Annotated in this window: 14 protein-coding genes and 1 pseudogene; 10 read left to right on the top strand and 5 right to left on the bottom strand. The window is 47.6% G+C overall.

All coding sequences use genetic code 11. The features are described from left to right. Positions 1-21 precede the first annotated feature (21 nt). Positions 22-2,094 carry a serine protein kinase gene (locus tag D888_RS0100200; protein WP_033423270.1) on the bottom strand — a complete coding sequence of 691 codons (2,073 nt, stop codon included), beginning with the start codon at positions 2,092-2,094 and terminating at the stop codon, positions 22-24. A gap of 162 nt (positions 2,095-2,256) precedes the next feature. Then, the gene (locus tag D888_RS0100195; protein ID WP_020674497.1) at positions 2,257-2,676 is read right to left on the bottom strand and encodes a hypothetical protein; all 420 of its coding nucleotides are present in this window, start codon (positions 2,674-2,676) and stop codon (positions 2,257-2,259) included. A gap of 358 nt (positions 2,677-3,034) precedes the next feature. Between D888_RS0100195 and arfB the strand changes: the two genes are divergently transcribed. Beyond that, entirely contained in the window at positions 3,035-3,424 is a 390-nt protein-coding gene (gene arfB / locus D888_RS0100190) for an alternative ribosome rescue aminoacyl-tRNA hydrolase ArfB (protein WP_020674496.1), read from the top strand. Positions 3,425-3,446: 22 nt separating this feature from the next. Here the strand turns inward: arfB and D888_RS0100185 are convergent, their stop codons facing one another. From D888_RS0100185 to D888_RS20160, 3 genes and pseudogenes are all read right to left on the bottom strand, one after another. After that, positions 3,447-3,920 carry an EVE domain-containing protein gene (locus D888_RS0100185; protein ID WP_020674495.1) on the bottom strand — a complete coding sequence of 158 codons (474 nt, stop codon included), beginning with the start codon at positions 3,918-3,920 and terminating at the stop codon, positions 3,447-3,449. Positions 3,921-4,146: 226 nt separating this feature from the next. Beyond that, positions 4,147-4,272, bottom strand: a pseudogene (locus D888_RS23515) (tyrosine-type recombinase/integrase); the annotation flags it as partial. An 89-nt stretch (positions 4,273-4,361) separates the two neighbouring features. Further along, positions 4,362-5,630, bottom strand: coding sequence for an integron integrase (locus D888_RS20160; RefSeq protein WP_020674494.1), 1,269 nt, complete (start codon positions 5,628-5,630; stop codon positions 4,362-4,364). A gap of 144 nt (positions 5,631-5,774) precedes the next feature. Between D888_RS20160 and D888_RS0100175 the strand changes: the two genes are divergently transcribed. The 9 genes from D888_RS0100175 (at position 5,775) to D888_RS0100135 (ending at position 12,799) form a co-directional block, all read left to right on the top strand. Further along, positions 5,775-6,233: a hypothetical protein gene (locus tag D888_RS0100175; protein WP_020674493.1), complete on the top strand. Its 459-nt coding sequence runs from the start codon at positions 5,775-5,777 to the stop codon at positions 6,231-6,233. Positions 6,234-6,724: 491 nt separating this feature from the next. Beyond that, the gene (locus tag D888_RS0100170) at positions 6,725-7,138 is read left to right on the top strand and encodes a hypothetical protein (RefSeq protein WP_156826910.1); all 414 of its coding nucleotides are present in this window, start codon (positions 6,725-6,727) and stop codon (positions 7,136-7,138) included. Positions 7,139-7,265: 127 nt separating this feature from the next. Next, positions 7,266-7,913: a hypothetical protein gene (locus tag D888_RS0100165; RefSeq protein WP_020674491.1), complete on the top strand. Its 648-nt coding sequence runs from the start codon at positions 7,266-7,268 to the stop codon at positions 7,911-7,913. A 134-nt stretch (positions 7,914-8,047) separates the two neighbouring features. Then, the gene (locus D888_RS0100160; protein ID WP_020674490.1) at positions 8,048-8,734 is read left to right on the top strand and encodes a DUF4145 domain-containing protein; all 687 of its coding nucleotides are present in this window, start codon (positions 8,048-8,050) and stop codon (positions 8,732-8,734) included. Positions 8,735-8,871: 137 nt separating this feature from the next. After that, entirely contained in the window at positions 8,872-9,630 is a 759-nt protein-coding gene (locus D888_RS0100155) for a hypothetical protein (protein ID WP_156826909.1), read from the top strand. A 413-nt stretch (positions 9,631-10,043) separates the two neighbouring features. Then, positions 10,044-10,796 (top strand): aspartate racemase/maleate isomerase family protein, encoded by a 753-nt coding sequence (locus D888_RS0100150; RefSeq protein WP_020674488.1) that lies wholly within the window; start codon positions 10,044-10,046, stop codon positions 10,794-10,796. 150 nt (positions 10,797-10,946) lie between these two features. Then, positions 10,947-11,516 (top strand): hypothetical protein, encoded by a 570-nt coding sequence (locus D888_RS22725; protein WP_020674487.1) that lies wholly within the window; start codon positions 10,947-10,949, stop codon positions 11,514-11,516. A 136-nt stretch (positions 11,517-11,652) separates the two neighbouring features. After that, entirely contained in the window at positions 11,653-12,384 is a 732-nt protein-coding gene (locus D888_RS0100140; protein ID WP_020674486.1) for a S1 family peptidase, read from the top strand. A gap of 31 nt (positions 12,385-12,415) precedes the next feature. Further along, positions 12,416-12,799, top strand: coding sequence for a hypothetical protein (locus D888_RS0100135; protein WP_020674485.1), 384 nt, complete (start codon positions 12,416-12,418; stop codon positions 12,797-12,799). The last annotated feature ends 17 nt before the right edge of the window (positions 12,800-12,816 follow it).

Genomic DNA, 12,816 nt, shown 5'->3' with positions numbered 1-12,816 from the left:
GGATTGAATCAGGGACGGAATTTAACTTTCATCCTCCTGGGTGCAGAAATACTCGATCGTCTTCTGCGCGCAGGTGCGACAGTAGCCGAGCTGGCCGAGCATGGTCTCGATCATGCGGTCGTAGAGTTTCTGGTTCTCCTCGTTGGTGCGGTTGGCCAGCGCGCCGACCAGCGAGCCGGCGCCGGCGATATCGCTCTTGAGGCGCACATCGGTGACCGCCTTCACCAGTTCAAAGTTGTCCATAAAGTCGTACTCGGCATCGAGGGAGATCTTCTGGCCGTAGATTTTCCGCACCGAGGTGCGGAAGGTTTCACGCTGCTCTTCGGTCTTCAGGCCGAGCCGCTCCTCGACGCTCTGGATAAAGCGCTGATCGATCTTGAGCGCCTTGAGTTCACCCGTCTGCGGATCACGATACTTCCACATCTTGTCGGGGCCGAGGTTTTCAGCGTCGATGCCGATGATCATGTTGACGTAGTTCATCACGTCCTTGCGGATCGCCTGCGGTTCGTCCATGTAGGCGTTGAACATCTCGGTCATCACCCGCTCGCGGTACAGACTGCGCGCCAGCTTGATATCCTCCTGGTACTTGGCGCGGTCGTTGGCGTCGGTGACATAATCGAGCACCACCCGCTCGAGGGTGCCGAAGATATCGCAGGCGAACATGCACTGCCCCTCGTTGGTCTCGCTGCTCTCGACCAGCAGCTGAATCGCCCGCCCCAGGTTGCGCTGCCCCATCCCTTTCTGGCCGAAACGCTTGGTGATATCGGCTTCCTGGTTGAGGGTGTCGATCACTTCGGAGAGGGTCTTGATGCTCTTCTCCCCCGCCACCTCACCGGCGGCGAGCTTCATGGTCTCGATCGGGGTCAGCTTCTCCGAGCGCGCCAGGCGGGTCAGCACCGCGGCGACCGAGGCGGCGTAGTTGAGGTTCGGGTCCTGATGCAGCAGCTGGTGGGTGAGGGTGGTTTTGGCCTCGCTGCCGATAGCATAATCGGTCAGCTGCGCCTGCAGCCGGTAGTTGGTGTTGTGCGACACATAGCAGACCCGGCAGCGGTCGATGATCGGCGCCTCCTCTTTCTCGGAGAGGAAGCGATTGAACTCTGAATTGTTGCTGGTCGCGATAATCAGAGTGTCGATGGGCCACTTGTAGCCGTCGATCTCGATCATGCGGTTCTGGATCACCCCCAGATAGACCTGCACCAGATCTTTCTTGTTCTTGTAGATTTCATCGGAGAAGTGGATGCCGCCCCCGGCCACCCGCGCCAGGGCGCCGCGGCGCAGGTCGAAGCGGTAGGGGTTGTTGGTGTCGCTGATATGCAGGAGCCGCTGGATCGATTCCTCCCCGAGCAAATCGACGGCGCTTGAGGTGATCTTGTCCTTGGCCGCATACTTGCCGGTCACGGTGCCGAGGGTTTCGGAGAGCGGCACCGGAAAGATCTGAATCGTCTTGAGCAGGTTGGTCAGATTGCCCGCGTGGAAACCGCGCAGGTCGTTGAGGATGTAGCTGCTGCAGGCGCCTAAGGGTCGGTAGTTCTCCCACAGCTTGTCGAGATCCGGCCCCTTGAAGCCGAACTGATCAACCAGCAGCTTGCGGCTCTCTTCAACGGTTTCCCCCAGATTCATCGCCAGAATCATCGGGTCTTCATAGGTCTGGGATTCGACCTTGTCGATTTTGCCATAAGTCCCGATGTTCTCAAGACCGGTGAAACGGAAGCTGTACTTGCGATTGCCGTCCTGACTCAAAAAATGACGGTAACAGCTGCAGAGATACTCGACAAAGAAGGTCTTGCCGTTCCCCGGCTCACCGACCAGCACGAAGGCCATCTCCTTGGAGCTGCCGCCTTCGGCCGCGTCCTTGACGAAACTGACGAAGCTGTTCAGCTCATCAAACATGCCGATCGCATGCTTGGCGCCCTGTCGAAACAGCATAAAATCGTAGGTGGTGCGGCCGTTGACCACCACCTTCTTGATTTCGTCGGCCAGAATCATGCGGGCCACAGACTGAAAAACGTTCTCATATCTGCGCGACCCGTCTTTCACGGACTGCAGATGGAACGCCAGGGAGCCATCATCTTTACGTTTGGTTTTCTGTGCCATGGTCACCTCCAGAGCAGGCAAGATTTCCATTGGTTCGCCTTTAAGTATAACGGCAATTGGGGGTCTGTCGGGTCTCCTTGCGCATTAATTTTCTTCCAATGATCAAGAAGGGCCGCCTCGACAGAGACGGCCCATAGCAACAACAACTTTGATAGTTTCAGTTTACCAGAACAGCGGGATCCGGACTACCAGGTTGGAAAAAATCCGCGGCCGGTAAGCCTGATGATAGGTCACAACAGGCAGAGGACGACGCCAGTCATGGCGCTCATGCCGCAGTTCACGGCGCACGACCCGGCGCTCAAGGCGGCGATTGACCCGGCGTTCTTGCCGCAGGTCCCGGCGCACGACCCGGCGCACAAGGCGGCGATTGACCCGGCGTTCTTGACGCAGATCCCGACGCAGATGGTTCATCCGCTGCTGAAATTGACCATGCCGTGTGCCGCGATCATGCCGGGCGTATTCCCGGGCATTGTGCTCGACCCGCTGCTCATTGTGCTGGCGATCGCCACGTCGACCGTCTGCCAGTGCCGGAGTTGTCAGCCCGATGGAAACCAGAATCAGTAAAAAGAGTAAGTTGCGCATATGTTCCTCCTGCTGTTCGAGTAAGGTACTTTCTTCGTTTGCCTGTGATTCACAGCCTACTCGGAGTTTTTGCTCAAAGCATTAGACATCGGGTGAAATTGGGGCAGATGTCTGCGTTAATTCCCGTGATATCAATTGGTTGAAGGTCAAGATGTCGGGTTGGATTCTGTGCCGGGCGGGGAGAGAAATGGGCTTTTGCCTGAAACTGGGCTATAGTTTGGTCAACGTAAGGCGCAAAGACGCGGAGAACGCTCTTTTCGTCTGCTCTCTCCAAAGGGCGAGTCAGTTGAGTGCTTTCGCGCTGCGACTTCGCGGCCCTGGGGTGAGATAAGATTTGGAAAGTTCTGGTGATAACAGCATGATCCCCGAAAATGAAATCCGCATTGTCGCCATCCGCGCCCAGGGTGCAGGTGGTCAGAACGTCAACAAGGTCTCCAGCGCGGTGACCCTGTTCTTCGACATCCCTGCGTCTTCACTAAAAGATGAGATCAAGCAGCGGCTGCTGCAGTTGAATGACCGGCGCGTGACCGGCGACGGGGTGGTGGTGATCAAGGCCCAAAATTACCGCAGTTTCGAGAAAAACCGCGCCGATGCCCTGTTGCGCCTAGAAGAGATGATCAAAAAAGTGAGCCATGTTCCCAAAAAACGCCGCCCGACCAAACCCGGCAAGGGCGCCCGCACCCGGCGCCTCGACAGCAAGACCAAGCATGGCCAGACCAAGACCCTGCGCGGCAAGATCGACTTCTAACCCCGGCCTCCTTAGAAGCCTGTCAGACAGAATTCTCGCCCTCCAGCCCCAGAATAAATTCCCAATGCGCTCTGCTCACCGGCGTGATCGACAAGCGGTTGCCGCGCTGCAGGATTTTCATCCCTTCCAGTTGTTCATGCAGCCTCAATTCCTCCAGGCTGATCAGGCGCTTAAGCTTGCGCACCAGCTGCACATCGACCATGAACCAGCGCGGCTGTTGCGGATCGCTCTTTTCATCGAAATGCTTGTCGCGCGGATCAAACGCCGTGAAATCGGGATAGCCCTCACGCAGCACCTGCGCGATGCCGACGATCCCCGGCGGCTTGCAGTTGGAATGATAAAACAAGACCTGATCCCCCAGCCTCATCTCATCGCGCATCATGTTGCGCGCCTGATAGTTACGCACCCCGTCCCAGTGCTCGGTCTGCTCAGGGCGCTGCGCCAGATCATCAATACTGAACGCCTCGGGCTCCGACTTCATCAACCAGTAGTTCATAGATTCCCTTCCCAACTCGCGCGCTCTCGACAATTTTCACCCCCTAATGAGAATAAAGCTAGAGAGATACCACAGAATTTGCTATAAACGGGTACTTCCAAGGGGGAAAACCACATGATATCAATCTAAGCCGTTCCAGTGATTGCAACAATCACCCCGACGGCTTTTTATGTTTCATCAAGGGGGTAAACTCCCCCGCCCAACCCTCACGCCTCACCATGTTCTTTTACAATTTATCGATCGGACTTGTCACTGCCAACCCCGGACGGTTCAGCACATGGGTATAAATCATGGTTGTTGACACGTCGCTGTGCCCGAGTAACTCCTGCACCGTGCGGATATCCGAACCGCTTCCGAGGAGTCTGTCTGACTATCTGGATCGAAACGAAAAAGCGGATGTTCGAGACCAGATTTTCGAGAAATTGAGAGCGAATAGCAGGGCTATTTGTCGAAATTTGTCGGGAATCTGGGCCGATCAGCTGATTTTGCAGTCGATTCACGGATAGTCCGATAGCCTCCTACTAGATGGGTTGCGAAGGAATGACGCAGGGTATGCGGGGTGACAGGTTTGCTTAATCCGCATTGCCGCGCCGCAAGTTTGATGGCACGCTGCACCGCAGACGCATCAAAATGATGGCGCCGGATCAAGCCATTTTCCGGGTCAACGCTGACTCTGGTCGCCACAAAGATATACTGCCAACGCCAGTCCGTACCCGCGCCCGGATACTTCTTGCGCAAGGCTGAGGGCAACCACACCTCGCCGTAGCCGCGCTTGAGGTCGTTGGTATGAATGCGCCGCGCCTCGGCAATCTGATTTTTCAAGGGATCAAGACACATCGCCGGCAGCACCGTGACCCGATCCTTACGCCCCTTGCCGTCACGCACAACCAGCTGGTTATTAGCAAAATCAACATCCTTGATCCGCAGACGAACCGCTTCAAGCAGACGCAACCCCGAGCCGTAGAGCAGTCCGCCCAGCAGCGAAAAGGGGGGTTCCAGCCGCCCTAACAGAGCAGACATCTCGGCACGGGAAAGCACAACCGGAACCTTGATCGGTTTTTTAGCACGAGAAAAATCTGAAAAGTCGCCCAGTTCACGCCCTTCCGCTTGCTGAAAAAGAAAGACCAACGCATTCAGGGCCTGCTTCTGGGTATTAACCGCGACCTTATGCTCTTCGGCCAGATAGGTCAGATAGGCTTTAACCGAAATTGCATCCAGATCAATAATTTTGCGCTGCGAATAATGCCGCAAAAACCTGGTGGCCCAATCCAGATAAGCAACTTGGGTGCGTTTGGCATACTGCCGCCCAATCAAGGTGCTACGCAATTTATCCAGTGTCGCCTGGTGGCTCTCCGACAAAGGCGAGCTCAGCTCAACCCCTTTAATCGTCACAGCAGATTGCGGAACGACCGTATCATCAGCCCAGGAAATTTTAAGATGATCACGAAACAGATGCCACAGAGCTACCCGGGCCTGAGAGTACTGCCAATCCAGAACCGCAGAGTTCAAACGCAAATTATCCAAAAAGGCGGAAACATGTTCAGGCTGACACTCCAGCAAAGGGCGCTTGCCGATGAATTTGACAAACTGCTGGCACCAGTTAACGTACCAGCGAATATGTTGAGATTTGATACCGTTTTTGATGAGACAGTTTTCGTATGACTGCCAGAATTGAGCGTTGAGGATGATATCCCCCACAGATGTCGACATGCCCCCCTCCAAGTGTAAAATGTGGTTATAAATACAGTAAAAATAAGATACTGTATTTATTGAGATTTTCAACCGATATCCGGTTACCGTATATTCGATATTCTGGTAACCGCCTAATCCCTGTTATGTTTCAAGAAAGAAAATATGGACAGACGTGAAGAATTACTAGAAGTGAAGAGACGACATAGAGAAGAACAGCATAAATACACTTATTTCCTTCTTGCCGTTTCCGCAGCAGCCATCGCATTCGCAATAAAAACGACTACAGGCATGAAATTGTCATGGTCAATGAGCGTCGTCGGAATTGCGGTGTTTCTTTGGGGTCTAAGCTTTTGGTTCGGTTGCAGAAATAGACAACGGACCACGATGACACTGTACTCAAGTATTGGCCTAATTCAGTTAGAAAATGGAACTCACCCTGACCAACCGAACAATTCTATAGAAAAAGCAGAAGCAATAAAGATCGTAAGTAATGCAGAGAAGTTACATTCAGACGAAGCTGGCAAGTGCGGACATTTGCAGCTTCGAACGTTAGTAGCTGGTGGGATAGCGTACTGTTTGTGGCACATCCTAGAGCTAATAAAAAATACAAATGCAACATAACAACTAAATCAACGCGGACGGAAAATACGTCTGCTTTAAATTGAAAAGCAAAACCAAATTGCGGTAGGTCACGCAAGTTCGCGTCGCCGCCGGTTATCATGTACCGTTAGCTGTCGAGAATGAATAATGGCAAAAATCAATTGCACCAGATGTGGTCATCAGGAAGAGAAAATCAAAAATGAAAATATTGCGTGGGCAACATTAACAATCGCACCCCTCATTTTGATCTTTATAACTGGCGTTTATGAACCTTCTGTTGTTGGCTTTACCTTCGTTGTTTGCCTAAGTATTTATATTTTATTTAAGAAACCATCAAAGAACTATATTTGCCAGAAATGTCTAAGTAAGTAGGTATAAAAACAGCTAACCATATAATGAAGCGGATGGAATATATCTTTGCTGTTCACGAATAATTCAGTGGTACACGCAAGTTCGCGTCGCCACCGCTTATCACTACCGTTAGCATTTTAAATTAACTTAGGAGAACAAAAGTGATCAGGATTTCAGCTTTAGTAGTTCTATTGATTTGTTCCTTCTTCTCAATTTCATACTCTGCAGAATATAAAAGCGGTTGGGATTACATGAATTTCTATAAGTCTGTAGAAAATTGTCGCGAGTCGATTGTTTATCCACAAGTTAAGGCTTATGAAAAAAAAGGAATTGAAGCAAAACAAGATCTGGAAAAATTGAAAAATGAAATGGTTGCCATAACCCCAGTCATGGATAATTTGGCAACAACTATGTGCTTTTGCACCATGAATGAAATTGCAAAAGACAATACATTTAAGCAGTACGAAAAAGGTGTTGATTTCGAAAGCTACATGGCAATCCCAAGGTGCAAAAAAGCACTTGAAAAGCCAATGAAAGAAATGAAAACAAACGCGGTCAAATTACGTCTGAACTAAAGAATATTGCTAACCATATAATGAAGCGGATGGAATATAGCGTTGTTGTTTACGAATAATTTAGTGGTACACGCAAGTTCGCGTTGCCACCGCTTATCACAACCGTTAGCTCTCAGAAAGAATCATCATGAATTGGTCTGATGCACTCCATAGCATTTCTATTCTCATAGGTATTTGGGTTGCTATATCTGGGATCAATGCTTGGCGTAAAGAGCATATGGAGAAAAGAAAAATTGAGTTAGCCGAAGATACCTTGGCATCTTTTTATGAGGCTTCTGATGCCATTACCTACCTAAGGCACCCTTTTTCATACCCAAGTGAAAAGGAAGAAATAGAACAAGGGCCTAAGGAATCTAAGGCATCTTGGGAAGCCAGGAAAAATGCCAACGTAGTTTTTTACAGATATAAGCAATATCAAGAACTTTTCAATAAAATACATGCCTTGCGTTACAGATTTATGGCACAAATTGGAAGAGATGAAGCAAAACCATTTGAAGACCTAAGGCAGATCACCAACGAAATTATGAACTCAGCTCGACATTTATCAAGGTGGTGGGCAACAGAACACTTCATAACTGCAGAGAAACGGGCAGCCCATCAAAAGAGAGTAGAAGAACAAGAGGCCATTTTCTGGGCAAATTCAGTGGAGGAAGACCCAATCAATCCACGCGTAGAAACGGTAATCAAGGAAATGGAATCAATTTGCAAATCAGTGATTGAGGGTCGAAGTTCCATTGCTGACTATTTCAATAAACCAATATTCAAAAAGAGCTAACCATGCAATCAAGCGGATGGAATGGGGCTGGGTGCTTCCCGAAAAACAAAATCTAAAATGTCGGTAGGTCACGCAAGTTCGCGTCGCCACCGCTTATCACGACCGTTAGGTGCAAAATCAAAGGAGGGTGTTTCGTGTCAGAAATAGTAGCTACTTGTCCCCGGTGCAAAGCCAAAGAAATTACCTTTGACCTGCTCACAGACATTCCTCTATACGTCAAATATAAATGGCAATACTGGTTTGAAGCTTTTTGTGTATGTCGGGCCTGCAACAGGTCTACTATTTTCGTCTTAAGCCAAAGAGACATAAACGATAAGGTGGAAATCAAAAATGGTCTTTCAAGCTACAGTAGGGCAGTCAATCAAATTGTCAAAATTGAAGGCCACATATCCCTCAAAGACATTGCCGCAGAACAGCCACCAGAACACCTTCCTAAACAAATTGAAGCAGCTTTCCGAGAGGGAGCAGCATGCATGGCAATCGCCTGCCACAATGCAGCAGCAACAATGTTTAGGCTCTGTATAGACCTTGCAACAAAAGACATGCTCCCCGTAGAAGAAGTTGAAGGCCTGAATCGAAGCACCAGAAGAAATCTTGGCTTGAGGCTGCCCTGGCTTTTTGACAATGGGCTACTCCCTGAGGCTCTTCGCGAACTATCAACATGCATAAAAGACAATGGAAACGACGGTGCACACGATGGCACTTTAGGCGAAGAAGACGCTGCCGACATCCTTGATTTCACCTTTGTTCTCCTTGAACGAATTTATACAGAACAAAAACGAATTGAACTTGCAAAAGAAAGAAGAAACGCTCGGCGTTAAGCAAACGAATAAATGCACCTAACAAACCAATCAACCGGACGGAAAATACGTCTGCACTAAATTGAAAAGCAAAATCTGAAATTGCGGTGGTGTTCGAGCATTTCGCCGCCGCCGGTTATCATGAACCGTTAGGGACCATGTATAAAAAAGCAATTTTCACATTTCTAGACATATTGGGATTTCGCCAGTTAGTCCATAAGTCACCCCCAGAGGAAGTCTATGAATCTTTGTCCAAATTCCACTATCACACGAAAGATAAGCTTGGTGGTTTTGGAGACACAACAAATCCTGGCGATTTAAGAGTTTTGATGTTTTCTGATTCAATAGTACGTGCTCGCTTTGTTGACCCTGACTCGGACTTATTTTTAAGGGAAGGGGATCTGAGTACAGAAGTTTTCCTGCTGGCGTATGCACAAGGCAGTCTCGCAGAGCAAGGGGTCCTCGTACGCGGCGCTTTGACTTGTGGTGAAATCTACGCGGAAAAAAACACTCTTTTTGGGCCGGCCCTCAATCGTGCTTACGATATAGAGTCTAAAATAGCTAAAACATCCAGAATTATTATCGACAAGGACATATTCAAAGATACTGAACATAAAGATTCTTGGCTGCATCATCACAGAAGGTTTGTATCGCAAGACAAAGATGGAGAATATTTCATAGACTATCTAAAAGGAATGGATCAAATAATATATGAAGATGAAGGCTCTGCAAAATATTTTTCAAAGCACAATCAAACTGTCATCAATTTAGAGATTGCGGCAGAGACAGACGCTCGACTGAAGGAGAAGAGTGCTTGGCTTAGAAATTACCATGAAAATGTAGCCAGCGAAGAACCATTGAGTTATGAAGAATTAATTCTTCTTTTTCAAAGTGACCAACTACTAAAAAATCCCTAACAAAAAAATCAAGCGGATGGAATGGGGCTGGGTGCTCCTCGAAAACAAAATCTAAAATTGCGGTAAGTCACGCAAGTTCGCGTCGCCACCGCTTATCATGAACCGTTGTATTGCAAAATGAATTAAAGGCATCAACAAGCAGAAGTGGTTGCCGAAGCAGAATATGCCCGACTGAATTTGAGGTGTCGAATTGAAACGCTGAATAGAGGCAATTTCAGTCAAAGGCATCAAAAGTATTCAACCCAATCCTGTCAGAATTGAATCAGATCGTCGCTGTAGAAACAGCAATACAACCAGGCAATCAAGCGGATGGAAAATGGCGGGGTGCTCCCCGAAAAACAAAGCCTAAAATTTCGGTAGGTCACGCAAGTTCGCGTCGCCACCGCTTATCACGACCGTTAGGCATCTGAAATATGAACAGCAAACCAAAAATTGGTTTTATTAGCCCACCAGCTTGGTTTGATCCGGCACCTTCCGAGTTCCCCACAGTGGTTGAAGAATGTGTGCTAACTCAGCAAGCACCTCTTCTTCTTCCAGAATTTGACTATCGGCTGGAGACTATTGCAAACACTCAGAATGAACTCAATTTATGTGCAAGAAGTATAAAGGCCATTGGTTGCGACCTCATTGCTCAGGTTGGTAGCCCATTTGCTTGGGCTTGTGTTCAGTCAGAAGCAGAGGCACGTTACAGAAATGAGTCAATAATAAATGCTGCTGAAATCCCTGCCCTCATGACTAGCTTAGCCATGGTTGACGCTCTAAGGGCGCTAGGCGTAAGTAAGGTAGCTGTAAATTGTACGTATTACGACAATATTTGGCGTGACGGCTTCTCATATTTTATGAATCTGTGTGGTTTTGACGTGGTGCATGTTTCGTCGCTTTCAGACCAAGGAGTTGCTGGCCCAGAAACAAAAATAGAAGATTTTGGCTGGTCCATGACAAATGAACTGACAAGCAATTCGATCACTTTTTCTGCTGGGGCTGCTTCCAGCGCGGAAGCAATTGTAGTAACAGGAGCAGGAGCTAGAACTCTCGGCATTATTTCTGAACTAGAAGCCAAGATCCAACGCCCAATTGTTGCAGCTGACACCGCCCTTTACTGGGCAATTGCACGAGAGCTAGGCCTTACCCTGAAACCAAATATTGGCATTCTATCTAATGTTTAAAAAGGCTGCCTAACAAGAAAATGAAGCGGATGGAAAATAGTTGGGTGCTTCCCGAAAAACAAAATCAAATTGCGGTAGTAGGTCGTTTCTTCGCGTCGCCACCGCTTATCTCAAACCGTTATGCATCAACAATAATTACAGGACAAAATTATGAGATATAGAGGTATGGCTAGCGACGAGGTTTTTGAGCTAATCAAGAATGGGCAAAGACTCAACGAGTTAATTCCCGTTGCGCTTAAAATAATAGAAGAACAGGAATTTGTAGATTTTGAAAACCCAAATGATGATGAATTCTCAATATTAGACAGACACGAAGAATATTTCAATAAAAATAGAGATCATAAATCAATTTATAAAAAACTAAAAACTTGGGAAGAAAACCGGGACAATTGCATTAATAAGCAAACTGGTAAAAAGAGGGTCTCTTACTCTAATTTAATGCATGCAGAGGACGCAGCGATAGAACTGAGCCTTTCATACGGTGAACAGGTTCCTTATAAATGTGAACAATGCGGTAACTTTCATTTGAGTCCAAAATCAAATCATACTCCGAGCGTAACATGTAAATATTGTGCCGACAGTAAGGGGAATTCTAAAGAACTTTATTTATCCAAAGATGGCGCAAAGAACAGAGCTAAAATAATAATGAGACAAAAGGGAATACATTTAGAAATTTATGAGTGCCCTCATCAGTCAGGTTGGCATCTAACTAAACAATAACCATGCATAACAATGCAATCAAGCGGACGGAAAATAGCTTGGTGCTGTCCGAAAACAAAATCAAATTGCGGTAGTAAGTCGAACAATTTTGTCGCCGCCGCTTATCACGATCGTTATACGTAGAAAAGGAATTGATATGCACCAAAGACTTGCAGATTCAATCTTTAGAATAGTATGTGGTCAAAGCTCAGGAAGTGGCTTTAGTTTCCGAAGTGATGCCATCGTTATTACTAACCATCATGTTATTGAGGCACATTTAGTTGCAGGCCAACCAATTATTGCCGTAACTGAAGGTGGGCAACAATTTCAAACTAAACTTCTGAGCCACTCCGATAAAAGTCAGTATGACTTTGCTATTTTGGAGATCCGGGGTCCCTTACCTGCTGGTCGTAATGTATTGCTTCCGAAACCAAATCAATCAACAAGTCGTGGTGAACGAATAGCCTTTGCAGGGTTTCCTCATGGCATACATGACTTATTAGTTCATGAAGCAATTATTTCTGGGCCTGTTAACGATCATGCTTTCTATATAGATGGTTCTGTAAATGGTGGCAACTCTGGCGGACCCATCGTAGACGTTAATACCGGCGGAATTATTGGTATTGTGACACAGCGGCGTTTTCTTGGCGGGCAATCACTCCAGCAGTTAGGACTGCAAGTATCTCAACTTTCTCAGCAATGTGCAGGCATAGCGAATCGTGGCTCTGTTCAAATCATGGGTATCGATTTTGGTGGGTTCGCAAACATGATGGCTCAAGGGTTTGGGGCAATGTCACAGGTTATCGAAGCTAATGCCAATTCAGGTATTGGCATTGGTTTTAAAATTGAATTTGTAAACCAAGAGTTTGAACGACTTGGTTTGAAATAATTACGTATAACAAGCTGATCAAGCGGATGGAATGGGGCTGGGTGCTTCCCAAAAAACAAAACCAAATTGCGGTAGTAGGCTGAACCTTCGCGTCGCCACCGCTTATCTCAAACCGTTAGATCGCCAAATGGATATTGAACCAAATACATTCAAAGAAAAATATTTCTTCGAACTGAAGCGAGCCTTCGGTGGCACAGGAGGGTCTGCAGTTCAGAGGAACCCTGACGGCAAATGGGGCTTTTTCTTTTTTCTACAACTGATCGATATCTGTTTATTTGCGGTTTTTATTTACAACCTGCCAAAAGGCATAAATCTATATGTTTTTTCTGCGGTTGTATTCGTATCCTTGGTGGTGGTTGGACTCTTTTTTCAATTGCACGCTGACTGGGCAAAAGCAAACAAAAGAGCGATCTAACAAGCAAATCAAGCGGA

Origin of the sequence: Geopsychrobacter electrodiphilus DSM 16401, from assembly GCF_000384395.1 — a bacterium.
GTDB classification, from domain to species: domain Bacteria; phylum Desulfobacterota; class Desulfuromonadia; order Desulfuromonadales; family Geopsychrobacteraceae; genus Geopsychrobacter; species Geopsychrobacter electrodiphilus.
Note: the sequence above shows the minus strand (reverse complement) of the source record. Positions and strands in the feature narration are given on the sequence as shown.

Bases quoted from the DNA above. Each gene is read 5' to 3' on its own strand.
- D888_RS0100150 (WP_020674488.1), top strand. From the start codon at position 10,044: ATGAACAGCAAACCAAAAATTGGTTTTATTAGCCCACCAGCTTGGTTT.
- D888_RS0100185 (WP_020674495.1), bottom strand. From the start codon at position 3,920: ATGAACTACTGGTTGATGAAGTCGGAGCCCGAGGCGTTCAGTATTGAT.
- D888_RS0100175 (WP_020674493.1), top strand. From the start codon at position 5,775: ATGGACAGACGTGAAGAATTACTAGAAGTGAAGAGACGACATAGAGAA.
- D888_RS0100135 (WP_020674485.1), top strand. From the start codon at position 12,416: ATGGGGCTGGGTGCTTCCCAAAAAACAAAACCAAATTGCGGTAGTAGG.
- arfB (WP_020674496.1), top strand. From the start codon at position 3,035: ATGATCCCCGAAAATGAAATCCGCATTGTCGCCATCCGCGCCCAGGGT.
- D888_RS20160 (WP_020674494.1), bottom strand. From the start codon at position 5,630: ATGTCGACATCTGTGGGGGATATCATCCTCAACGCTCAATTCTGGCAG.
- D888_RS0100195 (WP_020674497.1), bottom strand. From the start codon at position 2,676: ATGCGCAACTTACTCTTTTTACTGATTCTGGTTTCCATCGGGCTGACA.
- D888_RS0100165 (WP_020674491.1), top strand. From the start codon at position 7,266: ATGAATTGGTCTGATGCACTCCATAGCATTTCTATTCTCATAGGTATT.
- D888_RS0100155 (WP_156826909.1), top strand. From the start codon at position 8,872: ATGTATAAAAAAGCAATTTTCACATTTCTAGACATATTGGGATTTCGC.
- D888_RS22725 (WP_020674487.1), top strand. From the start codon at position 10,947: ATGAGATATAGAGGTATGGCTAGCGACGAGGTTTTTGAGCTAATCAAG.
- D888_RS0100140 (WP_020674486.1), top strand. From the start codon at position 11,653: ATGCACCAAAGACTTGCAGATTCAATCTTTAGAATAGTATGTGGTCAA.
- D888_RS0100200 (WP_033423270.1), bottom strand. From the start codon at position 2,094: ATGGCACAGAAAACCAAACGTAAAGATGATGGCTCCCTGGCGTTCCAT.